Raw genomic sequence first — 18136 nt, forward strand, 5'->3', positions numbered from 1 at the left:
TGCGCGTTTATCGGCTCCTCCGGTGTGGGAAAATCCACCCTGATCAACTGCCTGCTGGGCGCACAAGCCATTTCCACTCAGGTGATTGGCAAGGGCGACAAAGGTCGGCACACCACCACTGGGCGGGAAATGTTCCCCTGCCCGTTGGGCGGCGTGGTGATCGACACACCTGGTATGCGGGAGATGGGGGCGGAGAGCGCGGACCTCTCCCAGACCTTTGGGGAGATCGAGGATTTGGCTGGACATTGCAGGTTCCAGGACTGCACCCATACCAACGAACCGGGGTGTGCTGTCCTGGCAGCGGTGGAACAGGGACGGTTGGATCACAGACGGCTGGACAGCTATTGCAAACTGGAGCATGAGAGTAGTTACAACGGACTGAGCAGCAAGGAAGTTGAGGTCAAAAAGGCGGAGCGTATGTTCAAGGAAGTGGGCGGCATAAAGCAGGCCCGGCGGTTTGCCAAGGAACACAATCAGCGCAAGCAGGGCAAATTCCCCGGCGGAGGGATGTAAGGAGGACAAACGTATGAAGCAAGAGAACATCATCATCCGCCGGGAGATGCTGACAGACTGCGCTGCCGTAGAACATCTGACCCGGGAGGCCTTTTGGAATGTGTACCGCCCTGGCTGCCTGGAGCACTATGTGGTCCATGTGCTGCGTGAGGATCCGGACTTTGTGCCGGAGCTGGATCTGGTCATGGAGCGGGACGGAGAGCTCATCGGCCATGTGCTGTATATGCGGGCCAAAATCGTAGCCGACGACGGCCGGGAGATCCCCATGATGACCTTCGGCCCCATAAGCATCCGTCCCGACCTGCAGCGGCAGGGCCTGGGCAAGTATCTGCTGGACTACTCCATGGAGTTGGCCAGAGACCTGGGGGCCGGGACTCTTTGCATCGAGGGCAACATTGACTTCTACGGCAAGTCCAGCTTTGTGGTGGCTGGGACGAAAGGTATCCGCTACCACGGGGAAGCGGAACAGGAAATTGTCCCCTATGTCCTGCTGAAAGAACTCCAACCCGGTTTTCTGGACGGTATCACCGGCGTCTACCACACGCCAAAGGGCTACTATGTGGACGAGGCAGCGGCGGAGGAATTTGACCGCAGCTTCCCGCCCAAGGAAAAATTGAAGCTGCCAGGGCAGCTGTTTTGAGGGAAGAAGCCCTTCAAATTCTGGGCCGCAGAAAACAAAATAAGGCGGGCACCCCTGAAAAGGGGTGTCCGCCAAGTGGTCAAAACAGAAATCCGTCTGTGGTATTTCTGTGGTCAAATGAGAAATCGCCGCAGTGAAAACTGCGGCGATTTCCAGTTTTGGTGGACCAAAAGAGACTTTATACGAACACCCGGCGGGAGTATTGTTTTCTATGCTGTCCACAAGAGAGGCATCCAGCGGGACATCCACAAAATTCTTTTTCCCAGTGATATTAAATTCGAGCTTGAAGTGGTCGTCGTAGAGGTACACGGCCACCAGGAATGCGTCGAACAGTTTGGTCTGGTAGCCCTTGTTCTCGACATCGCCGTTCCGATATAGGGACATAGCCGAAATGATGTCGTCCCTGGAGTAGTCCAGAAGCGACGCCTGCTCCTCGGCCAGCCGGGAGACAAGGACGGCCTGCTCCCGCTCCAGCTCCAGCAGCCGCTCCTTTGTGGTGGGAGTGATGATCCCCTGCTCAATGGCCGTCAACAGGTTTTTCGTGGCCCTTTTATTGTCGGCGAGCTGGGCCTCCAGTGTACCTACGCAAGTCTGCTCCCGATATTCCTTAGCAAACTTCATGGCGCTGTCCGCGATCCACTCCAGGACGTCATCCCGCATGATGTAGTCGCGGATCGCCCGGGCGACCTCCCGCTCTATGGTGTCCCGGCGCACGGTGGCCTTATCGCAGGATTTCTCCATCCGCTTCTTCTGGCAGATGTAGTAGTAATGCAGCTTCCCGCTCTTGCCCGTCCCGGATATTCCGACCATCGGGCTCTTACAATGGCCGCAAAACAGCTTCCCGGTAAGCAGGTACTCCCCGTTTGTCCGGTGGCGGCCCTGTGGATTCTTCTTCGTTTTCAACACCTCCTGCACCCGAAGGAAAAGGCCCTTGTCCACGATCTGGGGGACGCCGCCCTCGATGCGGATGTCCCCGTAGATGTAGACGCCGGTGTATCGTTCATTGGTGAGCAGAGCGTGGAAGCTGTTCTTCCCCCACTGGCCTCCCCTGCTGGTCTTTATGCCCCTGGCATTCAAATCTGCAGCGATGTCAACAAAAGGCTCCCCGCAGGCCACCCGGCCGAAGATCTCCCGAACGATCTCATCCTTCGGGGGATCGAGGGCATACCGCATATCCTCGCCCTTCTTGTAGCCGAGGGGGAGGCCGCCGTTTGCGATTTTGCACTTGGAGGCGTTGTCGTAAAGCCCGCGCTTGATGTCCTCGGCCATGTTCTCGGAATAGAACTGGTTGACGTTCATCATGGAGCGGAGGGCAAAGCGGCCGGCCGCGGTGTCATCGAAGTCCTCCTCGGTGTAAAGCACCCGGATTCCAAGGTCGTTCAGCTTGGCCTCGTTCATCATGGCCTGAAGCATATTGCGGCCCATGCGGTTTGACTTCCAGGCAATTACATAGCGGAACTTCCCCTTTTCGGCATCGCGCATCATTCGCTGGAAGTCGGCGCGCCGGTCGGTCTTTCCTGTTATGGCCCGGTCGGAGTAGGTGGCGACGATGCGGATGCCCTGGCTCTTTGCATAGGCCAGGCACTCCTTGATCTGCTGCTCGATGCTGGCGTCTTTTTGGGAGTGGCTGCTGTATCTGGCATAGATGACGCCGTCCTCCTGCTCCTGGAGGGTAGCGCCCCTTTTCATGACCACCGGCGTCACCTCCTTCTACCGATAGCTTTCCTAAGACTGGTTTTAGAGTTTTAGATTTAGAACAGGTGTAGGTATAGGGATAGAGATAGAGAGTAGATATAGGCGCGTCGCGCGCGTGTGCGCGCGAGTATCCATACCCTATCCATACGGTATCGATAGCGTATTTACAAGCCGAGCAACTGACGCTTCTTTGCGTCGAATTCCTCCTGAGTCAGAATTCCGTCATCCAGCAAACCTTTCAGCCCTCGAATTTCTTCGACCACAGATACAACCTTCGCTCCGGCGGCGGTATCATCGGCAGAACGCTGCCTCTCCTCATAGCTGGTGACATAATCCCGAAGCGCCAGCGCCGCCCCCAGATCCCGCTTTTGGTAAAAGAAGTTCTTTTCTGCTCCGATTGAAGCCCCGAAGCCAAAGCCGAGGCTTACTCCGGCGGTCGCGGCCTGCGCCGTGCGGAACGTAACTGTCCCTTGACTTAATCCTCTGGGCTCTTTAAGCGCGAAAGACTGGATCTTGGAAATGGGGAAAATCTCCTCGCCGCGCTTCGTTGCAACAATCAGATTTTGCCCTTTTGCGTGGAGCGTAAAGCCGTTCATGCAGGGCAGGGTAATATCGTATTCCGACATATTCCATCCTCCCACTTCATGTCGCGATTCAAAAAATCGCGTCGAAGTCCGTCATAAGTGATTTTATATCTTTTCCAGCAAAAATCTGTATGATTTGCTATAATGGTGACACTGCCGGCAGCAATTCAACTTGAAGGAGCTGACCAAACATGAAAGAAACTGAATACCAGGCTTGCTGTGAAATGGGTTTGGTCGCAAAGCGCGCCCTCCGTGCCGAGGGCGTCGACGGCGGCGAGGACTTTATTGCTTTCCTTCGGTATTGCTCTGGGAGGTTAAATAAAGGCGACTCAGTTCAAGCAATTTGGCGCGATTTTCAGAAGAAAGCGCAGTGAAAATCTTTACGATCTCTGCCAGCCCGTCATCATCCTTGGTGGCGGGCTGCTCTGTTTCTATCCAGCCCATCAAATAGGCCGGGGAAACCTGCAGGGCCTCGGCCAAGGGGCCGATGATGGATATGGGAAAGTTCTCAATATCATCGCTCTCATAGCGGTAGACGGTAGCCCGGTTTTTCCCGAGCCGAGCCGCCAGCTCGTCGACGGACATACCGAGCTCCTGGCGCTTTTGACGAATTCTGCTGCCGATTGTAGACATCTTATAGCACCTCCTGCACGACCACCATTCTACCATTGAAATCGCATATTTGCAACACCAAAAGACGACTTTTATAAAATTTTTCGCGTCAAGCGCGAAAAATGTGTTGACAGGCCGGTGAGCAGGTGGTAATATGCAAGTGTCGCATGGGACGCGAATGAGAGGAGGTGCAACGATGAACGTCAATGTGAACAAGCTCAAGGGTAAAATCGTTGAAAACGGGATGACCGTCTCCGCCCTGGCTGAAAAGATCGGTGTTGACCGGGCCACGCTCTATCGGAAGTTAAGCAATAATGGGGAAACTATGCTCGTCAAGGACGCGAACGCCATTGTTTCCGCGCTGCATCTGACTGCCGAGGACGCGCTGGCGATTTTTTTTAGTCAGGTAGTCGCATAGTGTGCGACAAATGCGTGGAAAAGGGGTGATGGTTTGTACCGAGAGCGGTCGACGGGCGGCGTGGCCCAGCTCGACTTCACGGTGGCGGACATCCCGGAGCACGCCGTGAGGATCGCGGCGATGGCGGCCATTGAGCTTACCGAGAGCATCCTCAGGCAGCCGGGCGGCCGCGAAATGCTGGACGCGGAAACCGCGCGGCGAAAGGCGGCGAAGGCCGCAGGCCAAAAAAACGAAAGGAGCTGATATTCCCTCATGTATTTCAAAGTGTGCTCCCGCTGCGGTGCGCACCTCGACCCCGGAGAGCTGTGCGACTGCCGGGAGACAGAAAAAGAGGCCGCCCCCGCTGCCACGGGAACGACCTCACGCAAATGGACACAAGCCCAGTCTATCAGCCTGCCGGCTGGAAGTCAAGGGCTGGAGGTAATGCCATGCCGGACAATGAACTGAGAAGCCTCCGCATTGAGCTGGGCCTGCCGGCCCGCGACATGGTGGCTGTCGTCCAGGGGCTCTACCCCAAGTACGACAAGACCATGCAGAGCAAGTGCGAGAACGGCGATGACTACGGGATCTCCCTCCGGCCGGACGCCATGAGGGCGCTGTATGAGAAGTTCGCCCCTGGCGGCACCAAGGCCAGTCGGCGGAAGAAAGACCGCCACCGGCTGACGGGCCGCATCACCTGCCGCCTGGAGGACGCTGATATGGAGGCGTTGCAACAGCGCATGAAAGCCGATGGGTACTCCACCGCGCAAGAACTCCTGGCTGACCTGGTGCGGCGGTACCTGCTGGGAGGTGACTTAGATGCCTGACCTCCCGGATCACCCTGTCATCCGCAACCTGGAGCGCACCGGATATCCAGACGGTGAGGAGCCGCGATACCCAAAGTGCCCTGTCTGTGGAGGGGAGTGTGAAACGGTCTACAAGACCAAAGACTACGAAATCGTCGGCTGCGACCTTTGTCTGCGACCGGTCGACGCCTGGGAGTGCTCTGAGTGCTTCCAGTGAAAGGAGCGAAAAGAATGATTGAAGCGAAACAGACCTATTGCGGTCAGCGCGTACGCTATGGCGACTTCTTCCGCGTTTGGGATGTGCACACGGACCTGCCTGAAGAAGATGCTATTAAGTGGTGCTTCGAACACCTCTACAACAACCGTGTGGTTCCGCCTATTCAGGAGTGGAAGGCAAACATCGGTTATGGCGCCCCCAAGTTTAACGATGCGGGCTACTACTTCGCGGGCTACTACTCGACCAGGAAATTTGAGGGCGGCTTTGAATTCACTATCTGCGTGCCGTATGCGGACTGATGGAGGGTAAGATGCCTAAGTTTTATTTTACCTATGGCACAGAGGGGCAGCCGTTTGTCGGTGGCTGGACGGAGGTTGATGCCCCGGACGACCACGCGGCCTGTGATGTGTTCCGGGCCTATCATCCGGATAAGACCGACGGCCTCCTGAACTGTTCCGGCGTGTACGACGAGGCCCATTTCAAGCTGACTGGGATGTATCGGAGAGGCAATTTTGGCCACCGGTGCCGCGAGGTCATACGGGTCACCAGAGAGGAGGTCTCCGGGTGAAAGGGATTGTCATCACCACCGCGGACGATGTCAGCGTGCAAGACTTCACGCCCCCTCTTCACGAAAGCCTCGGCCGAGCTGTCGGCGGCTACATCGAGATTGTCCATCCGCAGGGGCTGAACCGGCCGTACTGCATGGTGGTCAATGAGGAGGGCCTGATTCATGGGCTTCCCCTCAACCGCGCCGGCTCGCTCTTGTACGGCACCCAGTTCCACGGCTCGCCCATCGTAGGAGACATTGTCATCATGGCTGAGGGCGAAATGGACGGAGGAATTGACTTCGTGGACATTCCGAGTGACCGGCTCGAGGCCATCAAGAAAGAACTTATCAATTCGTTTGAGCTGAAAGGAGCAGAACAATGATTAGAAATCCCAATGAAATCCAGGAGGGCGCCAAGAAGATCCGTATGCTGATTGCCGGCTACCCTGGCATCGGTAAGTCCACCCTGGCCCTCTCCGCCCCCCGTCCCCTGCACATTGACGTGGACTTCGGCATCGACCGCATCGAGCCCCGGTACCGCAAGCCCTACATCCAGCCCAAGAGCTACGACGAGATCCTGGAGGACCTGACCCCCCTCAACGTCAAGGACTTCGACACGCTGGTCTTTGACACCGGCGGGAAGCTCATTTCCCTCATGTCTCAGTGGGCCATCAAGAAAGACGTCAAGTATGGCCAGCGCGACGGCTCTCTCTCCCTCAAGGGCTATGGCTTCATCGGCCGAGAGTTCCAGCGCCTCATGGATTACTGCTTTTACGAGCTGGACAAGCACATCGTAGTGGTGTTTCACGCCATCGAGGAGAAGGACGGCGACAACACTCGGCTGCGTATCAAGGTAGAGGGCCAGACCAAGAACAACGTCTGGGAGCCGATGGACCTGGGCGGCTTTGTGGAGATTCAGGGCAATAACCGCACCATCGGCTTCTCCAACTGCGAGCGGTACTTCGCGAAGGGCACCCGGGGCATTCACGGCGTTTGGCAGGTCCCCGAGCTGGGGCCGGACAAGCCCAACGACTTCTTGACCCGGCTTTTTGCCCAGTACAACGCGCTCTCCGCCGCGGAGGTGGCTCAGAACGCGGAGGAGCAGGAAGCCTACGAGGCGGCCATGGCCGAGGGGCGGGAAATCGTCGCCGGTATCACCGATGCCGACAGCGCCAACGCTGCCATGTCCAAAATCAAGGCCGTCAACCACGCCTTGACCTCCAAGAAAGAAGTCAACGCGGCGTTCAACGCCAAAATCAAGGAGCTCGGGCTGTTCTACGACAAGGTGCTGAAAAAGTACACCCCGGCGCCGGCGGAGGGAGAAAAGGGGGCGGAGTAAATGGCCCGGTATCTGATGACCCACTCTCTGCTGTCGTCCTGGCTCTACGCCATGAAGGAAAACCCCTACGAGGACGCCAGCACCGAGCGGGACCCCTATGCCGAGTTCCTCCAGGTGCTCCGGCGGGAGCCGACCCCCACCACCGAGGCCATGCAGAAGGGCGTCGACTTCGAGGACCTGGTGACCGACATCGTAAACGGCGCCGGCGACACTCAAAACCGCTGGTATGACGCCGCACAAAAGGTCGCCGGGTATGTCCGGGGCGGCATCCTCCAGTACAAGGCCCGCCGGATCATCACCGTCCGGGACACTGAGCTGGTGCTATATGGCCGGCTGGATTGCCTCAAGGCTGGCGACATCAAGGACATCAAATTCTCCAGCAGCTACGACCGGGGCAAGTATTTCAGCAGCACCCAGCACCCCACCTACTTCGAGATCGTCCCGGAGGCCAAGTCTTTCACCTACCTGGTGAGCAACGGCTCCGAGGTCTGGACGGAGCGGTACTACCGCGAGGAGACGCCCAGCATCATCCCCACCATTTCAGACTTTCTGGAATGGCTGGATGCCCTGGAGCTGGACCCGCTCTACAAAGAAAAATGGCTGGCCCTATGAGGGGGCGGCTGGTCGACCTGACCATCGGGCTCAACCGCAAGCAGCGCATCACCGTGGAGGTCGACCGGGATTACCGCGAGGACTATGAGCGGCTGAAAGACGCCGAGCTGGACATCGAAATCAAGAAGCACCGGGAGAAACGCTCCAAATCCGCCAACGCCTATTTCCATGTGCTGGTGAACAAGATCGCCGCCGAGCGCGGCGGCAGCGACGAAGCTACCAAAGCCTCCCTCGTCGTGGAGTATGGGGCGCTGGCAAAGGACGCTGATGGGCTGACGGTAGGCTTTAAGCCCCCCGCCTCTGTGGACGTGTCTACCATCTATCCCTATGTGAAATGCTTTGACACCCGCGAGGAGAACGGCAAGCTGTTCAAGTGCTACCTGGTCTACAAGCAGACGCACCTCATGGACAGCAAGGAAATGGCCCGGCTGATTGACGGCGCCATCGAGGTAGCCAAGGAGCTGGGCATCGAGACGGACACCCCGGAGCAGCTGGCCCGGTACAAGGAGGACTGGAATAAGGAATGAGAAAAGTTTACTGCGACTACTGCGGCCGGCAGGCCGAGTATGTGGACAGCAAGGTCGTCTACGGCAAGAGCTACGGCATGATGTACCTCTGCCGGAATTGCATGGCCTACGTCGGTGTTCACAAGGGCACCGACAAGCCCCTGGGCCGGCTGGCCAACGCGGAACTCCGCTACTGGAAGAAGCGGGCCCACGCCGTTTTCGACCCCCTGTGGCAGCGGGGCCGTTTCCGCGGCCACCGCAACGCGGCTTATGGCTGGCTGGCCCAGAAGATGGGCCTGCCCGTGGAGCAGACCCATATCGGAATGTTTGATGTGGCGCAGTGTCGCAAGGCCATCCATATCATCGAGAACGAAACGAGAGGAGGAAGCTCACATGGATGAAAAGAGAAGCCCCGAGGAGCTGCTGGCGCAGCTGTGCCTGGAGCCTGGCTTCGTGCTGGTGCCGCAGGATCGCTTTGAGGAGCTGGTACGGGCCGAGGCGGAGCGCGACGTCCTGGAGGCCACGATCCCGGGCGAAAACAGGTATGCCGTCGGCACCGTTTTGGACGCCATCAAGAAAGCCCGGAACAAGGTGCTCCTGGGCAAGCCGGAGGTAGAGGGCGATGCTCAATAGAATCATCATCATGGGTCGGCTGACCCGTGACCCGGAGCTCCGCCATACCCAGAGCGGCACGGCCGTCGCCTCTTTCTCCCTGGCGGTCGACCGCGACTTCAAAAACCAGAACGGGGAGAAAGAGACAGACTTCATCGACGTGGTGGCCTGGCGCAATTCTGCGGAGTTCGTGTCCCGGTACTTCGCCAAAGGCCGCATGGCCGTGGTGGAGGGGCGGCTGCAGATCCGCCCCTGGCAGGACCGGGACGGGAACAAGCGCCGCTCGGCTGAGGTCGTCGCCGACAACGTGTACTTCGGGGACTCCAAGAAGGACGGGGACGGAGGCGGGGGCTACCAGGGCGGCTACCCCCAGGACGCCTACGGCGGCGGGTATGGCGGAGGCTATGCACCGTCCCAGGCTGGGCGGTCTGGCCCGCCGGCCGGAGGCTATCCGCCATCCAACTACGGCGGCGGAGACTTCACGGAGCTGGGCGATGACGATGACGGGGAGCTCCCGTTCTGATCTGTGCGGGCCGTCCCTTCGGGCGGCGGCCCGCCACCAAAAGGAGGTGACGCAAGTGTGGCAAAGGGACGCCTTATCAGCACAAATTTCTGGATGGACGGCAAGGTGGAAGATGATTTCACGCCGGAGGACAAGTACGCATACCTCTGGTGCCTGACCAATCCGCACACCAACCTCTGCGGCTGTTACGAGGTCAGCATCAAGCAGATTGCCCATGAGCTGGGGTACAACACCGACACCGTGGAGCGGCTCTTGAAGCGGCTGGATGGGGCGCACAATGTCATCCGATACAGCGCCCCCACGAAGGAGCTCCTGGTGCTCAACTGGTACCGCTACAACTGGAACGCCTCGGAAAAGCTGGATAAGCCCCTGCTGGCCGAGATTCGGACGGTGAAGTGTGACAGCTTCAGGGAGTATCTGGCCGACCGCTACAACGAGCGGGACAGCGTGAGTGTCCCCTATGAATACTGGGCCGACCAGCCGCCGGCGGGCAGCGAGCCGCCTCCCCCGCCCAGGAAAGGCGGCGACGGCGCCGAGGCCACCCCGGAAAGGCAGGTGCGCCACAAGCGCGGCCAGTACGGATGGGTGCGCCTTACCGACGAGGAGATGGACCGCCTCACCCGCGACCTGGGACCGGACGAGCTGGCCCGCTGCATTACCTATGTCGACGAGGCCGCCCAGACCACCGGCAATAAGAACAAGTGGAAGGACTGGAACCTCGTCATTCGGAAATGCAGCAAGGGGCGCTGGGGACTTGAGCGGACGCCGGCTCCAGCGGGCGGCACGAGGAAAAGCGCATCCCAGGGCGCTGCGGAGGATCTGCGGGAGCTCCACGAGCTATTCGGCGAGGGGTGATGTTGTGACCAAGAAGGAAATGACGGAGATCTTCAGCGTCATGCTCCTGGCGTGGCCCAACGCTGAAATGTTCAAGGGCGGCGTCGCCAAGCTGGGGCCGACCATCGAGCTCTGGACAGCCTGCCTCTCTGATGTGGACTTCTGGCTGGGCCAGCAGGCCGTTATCCGGCTGTGCCGCGAGTGCAAATTTCCACCCTCTATCGCAGAGTTCAAGGAAAAGGCGGACAACGTCCAGCAGGAAATCAGGTCGCGCATCGACCTGGATTGGAACGATATCAAGTTCTCCCGCTTGCTGGATAAGGCGCCGCAGGAATGGTATCAGAGGCTACCCCCCAACAGCGACGTTAAGGCTGTGATTGACGCCCTGGGCGGCGTGGAGAAGTTCGCCACCAAGGGAGAAGGGGGATGGAACTACTACGAGTTCCGGGATATGTACGAAAAGCTGATACGAAAAGAAGTGCCCGGGGCGGTGGCGCGGCTGACCTCCGGGAAAAAGAAGGAGTTGAGTCCATGAGAACGAGAAAAAGCTACCGCCGCCGGGTCTGGGCGCAACGCATCGTGCTGGTGCTGCTCCTGGCGGTCGTTGCAACGCTGGTAATCGCCCGTATAGGGGCGGAGCCGGTGGCGGGCGAGGTATCTACCACCCCGGAGACAGCGCCCCAGGAAACGGCTGTATTGCGGCCGGAGCCTACCTATGTCGTGGAGGTCATCCCGACCCCGGAGCCGACGCCGACGGTAATGGCCCGATATGCGGATGTCACCATGACCGAGGCAGAGCGCGACGAGCTGGCGGCGATTATCTACCTGGAGGCTCGCGGAGAGCCGGCCGAGGGACAGCAGGCGGTGGCCGAGGTCGTCTTGAACAGGGTGGTTTCCCCGGACTTCCCGGACAGTGTGAGCGAGGTGCTGCACCAGGGGGAGGGTACTGCGGTGCCGCAGTTCTCCACCATCGGCCTCCTGTCTGCGGCCGAGCCGGGACAGGCCCAGTATGATGCCATCGACGCGGCACTGTACGGCCCGTCCATCCTGCCGGTCGATGTGGTGTTCTTCTCCCGGAACGGAGAGAATGACCGGGTGTGGGGCAAGATCGGTGGCCATGTGTTCTGTTACGCCTATGTCTGGGAGTGAGTTTATGAGAGCAAAGAAATTCCGAACTATCTGCGGGATCGTGGCTTGCGCCGGACTATTCCTCATGCTTGGGGCGGCCGGTGGAAGCGATACTGGAACCCTTGACCTCCAGGAAATCTTTTGGATGACGGTCCTGGGACTCGGGCTTTTCGCCGGCGGGTGCTATCTGGGAGGCTACATCGAATGACCAAAGAAAAGGACCCCCGCCGCCAGCTGATGGGAAAAATCAGCAAGGCCAAGGGCAAGCACTTCGAGGAGCGTCTGGACGCCTCCTTTGCCTACTACCGCGACCGTGGGTACGCCATCATCGAAAAGACTCCTGAGCCCATGCGCCCGACAAAGAACCTGGGCAACGGAAAGTTCATCGCTTTCTTTGAGAAGAAAGCGCAGCCCGACTATAAGGGCGTCATCAAGGGCGGTCGCACCGTCATGTTTGAGGCGAAGTTCACGGCAAAGGAGCGGATGGAGCAGGACCGCGTGGAGCGGGAGCAGGGAGAGTACCTGGACCGGCACGAGCGCCTGGGGGCGCGGTGCTATGTCCTGGCCGGCTTTGGCTCCGGCGAGGTCTACCGCATCCCCTGGGCCATCTGGCGCAGCATGAAAGAGCATTTTGGCCGAAAGTATGTTACTGAGGCCGACCTGGAGCAATACCGAGTACATACGGCGTGGAACGCCACGCTGCAGCTGCTCGACTGAAAGAAAGGAGATTACCATGAGCGAGATTTCCATGTACGAGGCCCAAAAGAAGAAGCTGCAGGGCCTCTGCGACGAGCACGACCTTGTTTTCCGCTTCATCAAAGACCGCTACCCCATCACCCTCACCATCAAGCCTGTGCAGGGCATGGACGCACAGATTTCCATGCTGGAGAATGTCGAGGAGGTCGGCTATCGGAGCCCGGATGCCTCCATGACCTGGATCTTCGAGGACGGGGTGCTGGAGACGAAGGTCACCGGCGGTACCTTCACCATCAGCAAGACCCTCCGGGGGAAAATCGAGAACGTCCTAGTGAAGATGATCGCCTACTGGCAGCAGTACTTCTTCCGGGACGTGATGGAGAAGAATGCCCTGCGCCCCGGCGTAATGCCCGTCATCGACGAGGACGAGGCCGACGACAGAGAGGCCCCGCCTATGCCGGAGGGCGCCGAGCCCCTGGAGGAATACGAAGACGACGGCGAGATCCCCGGGGACGAGGAGCTCGACGAGGATGACCCGGACATCCAGGAGGCTACCCGCATCGTCCGGGGCGAGAACAAGGCCTCCACGGCCCTCTTGCAGCGGCGCATGAACATCGGCTATGCCAAGGCTGCCCGCCTCCTGGATGCTTTGGAGCGCCTGGGCGTGGTCGGCCCCTACAATGGCTCCGACCCGCGAGAGGTGCTCCCCAGCGACCTCCCCGATGACGATGACGGCGAGGAGGGCGAGAGCGATGATGAGGCGTGAGGACTACAAAGCCGTGAAACACATGGGCAAGACCCAGATGGAGAAATATCTCCAGACGGTCTACCAGCGCGGCTTCGATGCGGGCGTCAAGTCTGTCATCGCCAAGACCAAGGCTGCCATCCAGGCGAAGGCCACCAGCAGCGTGCCGGAAGCGGAGGGGTAAGTCATGGGAAAGGCCATCCGTCTCCGTGGTGAGTGCCAAAAGAATATCGTCAAGTTGCTGGACGGCTTGTGCGGCCGCTACTCCAGGTGGGAAGTGTGGCAGGACTTCATCATCATGTCCGCCATCAGCATTGCGAACGTCCTGGGCGGCCCTCACCGGGAGGCCCGGGAGCGGGAGTACACGAATCACGCCTCCCGGTATTCCCTGAAGGAGCTGGAGGTATTCGCGCAGATGCTGGCGGAGGTAGCCATGGAAATGGAGCGAGAGCCCGACCAAGACCTCCTCGGGGAGCTTTTTATGGCCCTCGGCCTCAGCAACGAGTGGAAGGGTCAGTTCTTCACCCCGTACTCCGTGTGCCGGGCGATGTCCACCATGACCTACGGTGACGATTTCAAGGCGCGCATCGAGCAGAAGGGATGGGTGGCCGTCAATGATCCGGCCTGCGGGGCAGGGGCCCTGCTGATTGCCTTTGCAAACGAGTGCCGCCGCCCTGGCCACGACATCAACTTCCAGACGTCGGTGCTGTTCGTGGCCCAAGACATCGACTTCCTGGCAGGGATGATGTGCTATATCCAGCTGAGCCTCATGGGCTGCCCTGGGTATGTGGTCATAGACGACAGTATCTCCCACCCCATAACAGGGATTGATCCTCATGGGCTCATTCCTCGCGACGGACCAAACGTCTGGTACACGCCCATGTACTTCCGGGACGTTTGGCACTGGCGCCGGCTGTGGGTGCAGATGGATCGCGTATTGTTCACGGCGGCTCCGAAAGGCCAGGCGGAAACGCTGGCCCCGGAGCCGCCAGGCACAAATGGGCCTACATTGTCCGAGGGCAAGGGCGGCCAGCTGACACTGTTTTGATGGGAGGGGAGAAAATGCGCGTATCGCCGCCGCTTGGGAAAAGGACATGGACGGCGGAGGAAGAAAACTACCTCCGGGAGAGCTGGGGTACCGTGACGGTCGATGGAATCTGCCGCCACTTGAACCGCACAAAAAACGCTATCATGGTAAGGGTAAACCGGCTGGGGCTTCCGCCCTACCTGGAGAGTGGAGAATACATCACCCTGCACCAACTGTCACGCGCACTTGGCTTCGGGGCATCATCGGATAAGTATTTCATGAAAAGCTGGGTGGAAAACCGGGGCTTCCCCCTGCACTACAAGCGGCGGGGAGCATCGACGATCCGTGTGGTCTACCTGGGTGAATTCTGGGCGTGGGCCGAGAAAAACCGCTCTTTCCTGGATCTCTCCAAAATGGAGCCCCTGGCACTGGGGGAGGAACCAGACTGGCTGCCGGGGCAGCGCCGAAAAGATTATGAGGCCTATGCGCTTCAGAGAAAGGACGCATGGACACCGACAGAGGACTCCCGCCTAAAAATGCTGGTCAGCCTGCACAAGTATTCGTGGGCCGAAATTTCCGACATGATGCACCGCTCCAATGGAGCGATTTCCCGCCGTTGCCGCGACCTTGGTATCAAAGACCGGCCTGTGGCTATGGAGTTGACCGGGAAGCGCGGGACATGGTCACCGGAGGACTTTGAGGCACTGGTTGACGGTATTCGCAATGGCGACAGCTACGCCGCCATCGGGAAGGCCGTAGGCCGGTCGGAGAAATGTGTCCGCTCCAAGGTCTACAACGACTACCTGACCGAAAACATGGACAAGGTGCGTGAAATGCTCGGCGACGGACCCTGGGGATCCGGAGCCCCGGAGATGGACGTCAAGCACGGCTTCTATATCTCGCGCACCAGACAGCAGGTCCGGCGCGACCTCTCCACGCTGGCGGTGCTGCTCCGCAAAAGGATGAACGACCTCGGCTACGACCCCTACTGGCAGCGGTTTATGTGCATGAACTGGGATGACGTTGGCGGGTGTTCCGCTGGTTGTAAGGACTGTGATTCCTGCACGGAGTTCCGCCGCATACCCCCGCAATACTGCGCCCGCTGCGGGGCCACCTTCTATGAGCGCAAGGAAAATCGCTTCTGCTCGGCCTGCCGCACAGCCAGGAAGAAGCAGGCACAGCGCCGGTGGTGCCGGATGAACGGAAACATGAGAAAGGAACGCTGAAATGTTTTTCCTGGAACGCAAAGAGCCGGTTGCTATGCCGAACATCCTCGGCAACACCAGCCAGCCGGTCCACACATACCGATGGAAAGCGATATACACCTGTCCGGAGCGGTGGCCCCTTGAGGCCCTCCTCCAGCACATGGACCCCAAGACGCACCGCATCACATCAAATTCCCCGGCCGAGGGATAAGCCGGCCACGAAAGGAGCTTGTATGAAAAAATCAATCAACGACCGCTGCCCGTTGCAGGTCGAATGTGAGCGGAAGAAGTGCGACTTCATCCGTAAGGAGCTGGAATGCCCCTACTACTCCGTGAATGCGCGCAAGGATTATTACATCGACGACCAGGAGGAAATTCGGGAGCGGCAGTATCGGGAGTGGCAGGATGCGCAATTCCTGGAGTCGCTGGGTAGCAATGACGATGATGACACCGCCGACGGCGGCCTGGTCTATATCCCCATTGAACAGCTCTACCCCCATCCCGACAACCCCCGTAAAGATCTGGGCGACTTGACTGAGCTGGCCGATAGCATCAAGGCCAACGGCGTCCTCCAGAATTTGACCGTTGTCCCCCGTACCGTGACCGGGGAAATCACGGGCGAAACCTGGCAGAAAGGCTATACCGTGGTCATCGGCCACCGCCGCCTTGCGGCCTCGAAGCTGGCTGGGCTGAGAGAGCTGCCCTGCGTCATCACTGATATGGATCTTCGGAGCCAGGTGCAGACCATGCTTATGGAGAACATTCAGCGGTCCGACCTCACCCTTTACGAGCAGGCCCAGGGCTTCCAGATGATGCTCGACCTGGGGGACAGCATCGACGAGATCGCCCAGAAGTCCGGCTTCTCCCAGACGACCGTGCGGCGCAGGGTGAAGCTGCTGGAGCTCGACCAGGAGAAATTCAAGGCTTCCGTGAGTCGTGGCGCCAACCTCATGGATTACATGGAGCTGGACAAGATCGACGACCCGGAGCTGAAGAATGAGGTCCTGGAGGCCATCGGCACCAACAACTTCCGGCAGAAGCTGGCCAGCGCCATCGAGATAGAGAAAAGCCGCAAGCTCATCGCGGAGCGGGTGCAGGCCCTTTCCGCCTTTGCGACTCAGGTTGAGAAGGTGGACCACTCCACCATGCGGTATGTGCGGAATTACGGCACCTGGAATAAGAAAGATGAGGTGACGCGCCCCGATGACGCGGACACAGTGGCTTACTTCTTCTGTGTGGGAATGCACCAGGTAGACCTTTATCGCCAGATCGTTGAGGAGCCGGAGGACAAAGAGGCGGCAGCCCGGGCGGAGCGAATCAAGGCCGAGCTGGAGCGCAGGCACGCAGAGCTTGAAACCATCTCCAGGGCAGCATACCAGGCCCGATACGCATTCATCAAGGACTTCTCGGCGGCGAAAAAGAACGTGGCGACTGTCTGCCGGTTTGTCGCTGGGATGCTCCTCCGGGGCCACGACGATCCGGACGACGCCATGATGTCCGAGCTCTTGGGGATTGGCATTGATGCCGAGAATGACGAAATCGACATCCCGGCCTTTGATGAACGGTCGAAGGAAAGCCCGGAATATACTCTCCTGGCTACCGCCTACGCGTCCTTTGACGACGAGAGAGTAAATTATTTCTGGTGGCGCTGGGACTCTGCAAAGCACAGCATGGCCTGCGCCTACCAGGAAAACGAAAGCCTGGACTTCCTGTATAAGATCCTCACTGAGCTCGGATATGAGATGTCCGACGAAGAAAAAGCCCTCCAGGACGGCACCCATGAGCTGTTCCAGGAGGTGGACGGATGAAGGCCCTCACCATTTGGCAGCCCTGGGCCTCGCTGCTGGTGTCCGGCCAGAAGAAATACGAAACCCGGAGCTGGGCCACCGCCTACCGAGGCCCTATAGCCATTCACGCCGCCATGCGGCCGGTGCGCCGGACCATCGACGCGCTGGTTGCCGACAGGGAGGGGAGCGGGTGGGATGTGCTGGAGCGGCTGGATAGCCTCTTCCTCCGTCCCGGGGCGCTTGACCAGTTACCTACCGGGGCCATCGTCGGAAAGGCGATTCTGACCCGTTGCAATCTGATTACAGAGGACTTCCGGGCAAAGCTGTCGCCCCAGGAGCTGGACCTGGGTGACTTTTCGATTGGCCGGTATGCGTGGGAGTTTCATGTGATGGTCCCGGTAGACCCGCCGGTGAAAGCCTCCGGGAAGCAGGGGCTCTGGACTTGGGAGGGAAACCTGGAATGAAGAAAAAGCGAGCGAGATCCCAGCCGATACCGGGGCACACCGCCCCGGCGCCGGCGACCGGCGGCCGTGTCCAGGTGGGCGATGTAGTCTACCGCAAGCCCATCTCCTTTTCGGACAGCGACGCCAAGAACGCCCAGACGATGCGCGGGACGGTGGTCTGGGTACACCCGGCCGGCCGCTTTCATGTGGTCGAATTCGAGAAGGGCGTCCGGGAGAGCTTCATGGGGGTGCAGAGGTAAATGCTGATTATCACCATCGAGGTCAACGCCCGGCCAGGCCAGGCCATCGGCATCAAGGAGGACCTGGCCCTCTACCTGGAGCGGTACGGGGACGCGCGGGTGGTGTCGGTCGAGGAGGCCCCGCAGAGGCAGATGGAGCAAATGACGATAGGAGGTGGCTCATACCGTGAGGAAAAGCGTGTGTCGAGGGTGCGGCGCTGAAATCATCTGGGTCAAGACGCCCGCCGGAAAGAGTATGCCGTGTAATCCCCGCATGGTCCCGTTCTGGGAGCGGCCTGGCGCACCCGGAAAGGTAGTGCTCCAGAGTGGAAAGGTTATCAGCTGTGATTTTGAAGGGCCGAGGAATGAGCTGACCGGTTTCGGCTACACGTCGCATTTCAGCACCTGCCCACAGGCAAGGAATTTTCA

Annotated in this window: 29 protein-coding genes and 1 pseudogene; 27 read left to right on the forward strand and 3 right to left on the reverse strand. The window is 59.4% G+C overall.

Annotated features, from left to right (window positions below):
• A partial coding sequence (gene rsgA, locus WHJ28_RS09095; RefSeq protein ID WP_340041867.1) for a ribosome small subunit-dependent GTPase A occupies window positions 1–513 on the forward strand: 513 nt, incomplete at its 5' end.
• 46 nt (window positions 514–559) lie between these two features.
• On the forward strand, window positions 560–1153 hold the full coding sequence (locus tag WHJ28_RS09100; protein ID WP_340041976.1) for a GNAT family N-acetyltransferase: 594 nt from the start codon (window positions 560–562) through the stop codon (window positions 1151–1153).
• Window positions 1154–1834: 681 nt separating this feature from the next.
• On the opposite strand, the pseudogene WHJ28_RS09105 reads toward WHJ28_RS09100, so the two are convergent.
• The 3 genes and pseudogenes from WHJ28_RS09105 to WHJ28_RS09115 form a co-directional block, all read right to left on the reverse strand.
• Window positions 1835–2842: pseudogene (locus WHJ28_RS09105) on the reverse strand (recombinase family protein); the annotation flags it as partial.
• Between the two features lie 170 nt (window positions 2843–3012).
• Window positions 3013–3474 carry an SHOCT domain-containing protein gene (locus tag WHJ28_RS09110; protein WP_087394677.1) on the reverse strand — a complete coding sequence of 154 codons (462 nt, stop codon included), beginning with the start codon at window positions 3472–3474 and terminating at the stop codon, window positions 3013–3015.
• 240 nt (window positions 3475–3714) lie between these two features.
• Complete coding sequence (locus WHJ28_RS09115) at window positions 3715–4065, reverse strand: helix-turn-helix domain-containing protein (protein ID WP_087394678.1); 351 nt, start codon at window positions 4063–4065, stop codon at window positions 3715–3717.
• A gap of 175 nt (window positions 4066–4240) precedes the next feature.
• Here WHJ28_RS09115 and WHJ28_RS09120 point away from each other — a divergent pair, with 175 nt between their 5' ends.
• The 25 genes from WHJ28_RS09120 to WHJ28_RS09240 all read left to right on the forward strand — a co-directional run bounded on the left by WHJ28_RS09120 (window position 4241) and on the right by WHJ28_RS09240 (window position 17929).
• Complete coding sequence (locus WHJ28_RS09120; protein ID WP_087394680.1) at window positions 4241–4462, forward strand: helix-turn-helix domain-containing protein; 222 nt, start codon at window positions 4241–4243, stop codon at window positions 4460–4462.
• 33 nt (window positions 4463–4495) lie between these two features.
• Window positions 4496–4705: a hypothetical protein gene (locus WHJ28_RS09125; RefSeq protein WP_340041870.1), complete on the forward strand. Its 210-nt coding sequence runs from the start codon at window positions 4496–4498 to the stop codon at window positions 4703–4705.
• A gap of 185 nt (window positions 4706–4890) precedes the next feature.
• The gene (locus WHJ28_RS09130) at window positions 4891–5268 is read left to right on the forward strand and encodes a ribbon-helix-helix domain-containing protein (protein ID WP_340041872.1); all 378 of its coding nucleotides are present in this window, start codon (window positions 4891–4893) and stop codon (window positions 5266–5268) included.
• Window positions 5261–5464, forward strand: a complete 204-nt coding sequence (locus tag WHJ28_RS09135; protein WP_325207114.1) for a hypothetical protein — start codon at window positions 5261–5263, stop codon at window positions 5462–5464. Before WHJ28_RS09130 ends, WHJ28_RS09135 begins: the two co-directional genes overlap by 8 nt.
• Window positions 5465–5478: 14 nt before the next feature.
• Entirely contained in the window at window positions 5479–5763 is a 285-nt protein-coding gene (locus WHJ28_RS09140) for a hypothetical protein (RefSeq protein WP_340041875.1), read from the forward strand.
• 11 nt (window positions 5764–5774) lie between these two features.
• The gene (locus WHJ28_RS09145; protein ID WP_325207116.1) at window positions 5775–6032 is read left to right on the forward strand and encodes a hypothetical protein; all 258 of its coding nucleotides are present in this window, start codon (window positions 5775–5777) and stop codon (window positions 6030–6032) included.
• On the forward strand, window positions 6029–6394 hold the full coding sequence (locus WHJ28_RS09150; protein ID WP_325207117.1) for a DUF3846 domain-containing protein: 366 nt from the start codon (window positions 6029–6031) through the stop codon (window positions 6392–6394). The genes WHJ28_RS09145 and WHJ28_RS09150 overlap by 4 nt, the downstream gene beginning before the upstream one ends.
• Entirely contained in the window at window positions 6391–7350 is a 960-nt protein-coding gene (locus tag WHJ28_RS09155; RefSeq protein ID WP_340041877.1) for an ATP-binding protein, read from the forward strand. Before WHJ28_RS09150 ends, WHJ28_RS09155 begins: the two co-directional genes overlap by 4 nt.
• Complete coding sequence (locus tag WHJ28_RS09160) at window positions 7351–7962, forward strand: hypothetical protein (RefSeq protein ID WP_340041879.1); 612 nt, start codon at window positions 7351–7353, stop codon at window positions 7960–7962.
• On the forward strand, window positions 7959–8489 hold the full coding sequence (locus WHJ28_RS09165; RefSeq protein WP_340041881.1) for a hypothetical protein: 531 nt from the start codon (window positions 7959–7961) through the stop codon (window positions 8487–8489). The genes WHJ28_RS09160 and WHJ28_RS09165 overlap by 4 nt, the downstream gene beginning before the upstream one ends.
• On the forward strand, window positions 8486–8869 hold the full coding sequence (locus WHJ28_RS09170) for a DUF3268 family zinc-finger domain-containing protein (RefSeq protein WP_087394697.1): 384 nt from the start codon (window positions 8486–8488) through the stop codon (window positions 8867–8869). Before WHJ28_RS09165 ends, WHJ28_RS09170 begins: the two co-directional genes overlap by 4 nt.
• Window positions 8862–9101, forward strand: a complete 240-nt coding sequence (locus tag WHJ28_RS09175; protein WP_340041883.1) for a hypothetical protein — start codon at window positions 8862–8864, stop codon at window positions 9099–9101. The genes WHJ28_RS09170 and WHJ28_RS09175 overlap by 8 nt, the downstream gene beginning before the upstream one ends.
• Complete coding sequence (locus WHJ28_RS09180) at window positions 9091–9603, forward strand: single-stranded DNA-binding protein (RefSeq protein WP_340041884.1); 513 nt, start codon at window positions 9091–9093, stop codon at window positions 9601–9603. The genes WHJ28_RS09175 and WHJ28_RS09180 overlap by 11 nt, the downstream gene beginning before the upstream one ends.
• A gap of 57 nt (window positions 9604–9660) precedes the next feature.
• Window positions 9661–10458, forward strand: a complete 798-nt coding sequence (locus WHJ28_RS09185; RefSeq protein ID WP_340041885.1) for a hypothetical protein — start codon at window positions 9661–9663, stop codon at window positions 10456–10458.
• Between the two features lie 4 nt (window positions 10459–10462).
• Complete coding sequence (locus WHJ28_RS09190) at window positions 10463–10972, forward strand: replicative helicase loader/inhibitor (RefSeq protein ID WP_340041886.1); 510 nt, start codon at window positions 10463–10465, stop codon at window positions 10970–10972.
• Window positions 10969–11586 (forward strand): cell wall hydrolase, encoded by a 618-nt coding sequence (locus tag WHJ28_RS09195; RefSeq protein WP_340041887.1) that lies wholly within the window; start codon window positions 10969–10971, stop codon window positions 11584–11586. Before WHJ28_RS09190 ends, WHJ28_RS09195 begins: the two co-directional genes overlap by 4 nt.
• Before the next feature lie 183 nt (window positions 11587–11769).
• Entirely contained in the window at window positions 11770–12282 is a 513-nt protein-coding gene (locus WHJ28_RS09200; protein ID WP_340041888.1) for a Holliday junction resolvase RecU, read from the forward strand.
• A gap of 16 nt (window positions 12283–12298) precedes the next feature.
• A complete protein-coding gene (locus WHJ28_RS09205; protein ID WP_340041889.1) occupies window positions 12299–13027 on the forward strand; it encodes a DNA translocase FtsK in 729 nt (242 codons plus the stop codon).
• Entirely contained in the window at window positions 13014–13190 is a 177-nt protein-coding gene (locus tag WHJ28_RS09210) for a hypothetical protein (protein WP_340041890.1), read from the forward strand. Before WHJ28_RS09205 ends, WHJ28_RS09210 begins: the two co-directional genes overlap by 14 nt.
• A gap of 3 nt (window positions 13191–13193) precedes the next feature.
• On the forward strand, window positions 13194–14054 hold the full coding sequence (locus WHJ28_RS09215) for an N-6 DNA methylase (RefSeq protein ID WP_050618997.1): 861 nt from the start codon (window positions 13194–13196) through the stop codon (window positions 14052–14054).
• A gap of 14 nt (window positions 14055–14068) precedes the next feature.
• Window positions 14069–15259, forward strand: coding sequence for a Myb-like DNA-binding domain-containing protein (locus WHJ28_RS09220; protein ID WP_340041891.1), 1191 nt, complete (start codon window positions 14069–14071; stop codon window positions 15257–15259).
• A 212-nt stretch (window positions 15260–15471) separates the two neighbouring features.
• Complete coding sequence (locus WHJ28_RS09225; protein ID WP_340041892.1) at window positions 15472–17046, forward strand: ParB/RepB/Spo0J family partition protein; 1575 nt, start codon at window positions 15472–15474, stop codon at window positions 17044–17046.
• Window positions 17043–17489, forward strand: coding sequence for an ASCH domain-containing protein (locus WHJ28_RS09230; RefSeq protein ID WP_340041893.1), 447 nt, complete (start codon window positions 17043–17045; stop codon window positions 17487–17489). Before WHJ28_RS09225 ends, WHJ28_RS09230 begins: the two co-directional genes overlap by 4 nt.
• The gene (locus tag WHJ28_RS09235) at window positions 17486–17728 is read left to right on the forward strand and encodes a hypothetical protein (protein WP_087394724.1); all 243 of its coding nucleotides are present in this window, start codon (window positions 17486–17488) and stop codon (window positions 17726–17728) included. The genes WHJ28_RS09230 and WHJ28_RS09235 overlap by 4 nt, the downstream gene beginning before the upstream one ends.
• Window positions 17729–17929, forward strand: a complete 201-nt coding sequence (locus WHJ28_RS09240) for a hypothetical protein (protein WP_340041894.1) — start codon at window positions 17729–17731, stop codon at window positions 17927–17929. It begins immediately after the preceding gene.
• Window positions 17930–18136: the final 207 nt, after the last annotated feature.

The organism is Flavonifractor porci (assembly GCF_037572415.1).
Taxonomy (GTDB): Bacteria; Bacillota; Clostridia; order Oscillospirales; family Oscillospiraceae; genus Flavonifractor; species Flavonifractor porci.

Excerpts from the sequence above, each read along its gene's own strand:
- WHJ28_RS09165 (WP_340041881.1), top strand. The coding sequence starts at position 7,959 with ATGAGGGGGCGGCTGGTCGACCTGACCATCGGGCTCAACCGCAAGCAG.
- WHJ28_RS09130 (WP_340041872.1), top strand. The coding sequence starts at position 4,891 with ATGCCGGACAATGAACTGAGAAGCCTCCGCATTGAGCTGGGCCTGCCG.
- WHJ28_RS09115 (WP_087394678.1), bottom strand. The coding sequence starts at position 4,065 with ATGTCTACAATCGGCAGCAGAATTCGTCAAAAGCGCCAGGAGCTCGGT.
- WHJ28_RS09230 (WP_340041893.1), top strand. The coding sequence starts at position 17,043 with ATGAAGGCCCTCACCATTTGGCAGCCCTGGGCCTCGCTGCTGGTGTCC.
- WHJ28_RS09215 (WP_050618997.1), top strand. The coding sequence starts at position 13,194 with ATGGGAAAGGCCATCCGTCTCCGTGGTGAGTGCCAAAAGAATATCGTC.
- WHJ28_RS09195 (WP_340041887.1), top strand. The coding sequence starts at position 10,969 with ATGAGAACGAGAAAAAGCTACCGCCGCCGGGTCTGGGCGCAACGCATC.
- WHJ28_RS09180 (WP_340041884.1), top strand. The coding sequence starts at position 9,091 with ATGCTCAATAGAATCATCATCATGGGTCGGCTGACCCGTGACCCGGAG.
- WHJ28_RS09135 (WP_325207114.1), top strand. The coding sequence starts at position 5,261 with ATGCCTGACCTCCCGGATCACCCTGTCATCCGCAACCTGGAGCGCACC.
- WHJ28_RS09200 (WP_340041888.1), top strand. The coding sequence starts at position 11,770 with ATGACCAAAGAAAAGGACCCCCGCCGCCAGCTGATGGGAAAAATCAGC.
- WHJ28_RS09100 (WP_340041976.1), top strand. The coding sequence starts at position 560 with ATGCTGACAGACTGCGCTGCCGTAGAACATCTGACCCGGGAGGCCTTT.
- WHJ28_RS09240 (WP_340041894.1), top strand. The coding sequence starts at position 17,729 with ATGCTGATTATCACCATCGAGGTCAACGCCCGGCCAGGCCAGGCCATC.
- WHJ28_RS09220 (WP_340041891.1), top strand. The coding sequence starts at position 14,069 with ATGCGCGTATCGCCGCCGCTTGGGAAAAGGACATGGACGGCGGAGGAA.
- WHJ28_RS09155 (WP_340041877.1), top strand. The coding sequence starts at position 6,391 with ATGATTAGAAATCCCAATGAAATCCAGGAGGGCGCCAAGAAGATCCGT.
- WHJ28_RS09225 (WP_340041892.1), top strand. The coding sequence starts at position 15,472 with ATGAAAAAATCAATCAACGACCGCTGCCCGTTGCAGGTCGAATGTGAG.
- WHJ28_RS09145 (WP_325207116.1), top strand. The coding sequence starts at position 5,775 with ATGCCTAAGTTTTATTTTACCTATGGCACAGAGGGGCAGCCGTTTGTC.
- WHJ28_RS09120 (WP_087394680.1), top strand. The coding sequence starts at position 4,241 with ATGAACGTCAATGTGAACAAGCTCAAGGGTAAAATCGTTGAAAACGGG.
- WHJ28_RS09175 (WP_340041883.1), top strand. The coding sequence starts at position 8,862 with ATGGATGAAAAGAGAAGCCCCGAGGAGCTGCTGGCGCAGCTGTGCCTG.
- WHJ28_RS09110 (WP_087394677.1), bottom strand. The coding sequence starts at position 3,474 with ATGTCGGAATACGATATTACCCTGCCCTGCATGAACGGCTTTACGCTC.
- WHJ28_RS09170 (WP_087394697.1), top strand. The coding sequence starts at position 8,486 with ATGAGAAAAGTTTACTGCGACTACTGCGGCCGGCAGGCCGAGTATGTG.
- WHJ28_RS09235 (WP_087394724.1), top strand. The coding sequence starts at position 17,486 with ATGAAGAAAAAGCGAGCGAGATCCCAGCCGATACCGGGGCACACCGCC.
- WHJ28_RS09205 (WP_340041889.1), top strand. The coding sequence starts at position 12,299 with ATGAGCGAGATTTCCATGTACGAGGCCCAAAAGAAGAAGCTGCAGGGC.
- WHJ28_RS09140 (WP_340041875.1), top strand. The coding sequence starts at position 5,479 with ATGATTGAAGCGAAACAGACCTATTGCGGTCAGCGCGTACGCTATGGC.
- WHJ28_RS09210 (WP_340041890.1), top strand. The coding sequence starts at position 13,014 with ATGATGAGGCGTGAGGACTACAAAGCCGTGAAACACATGGGCAAGACC.
- WHJ28_RS09160 (WP_340041879.1), top strand. The coding sequence starts at position 7,351 with ATGGCCCGGTATCTGATGACCCACTCTCTGCTGTCGTCCTGGCTCTAC.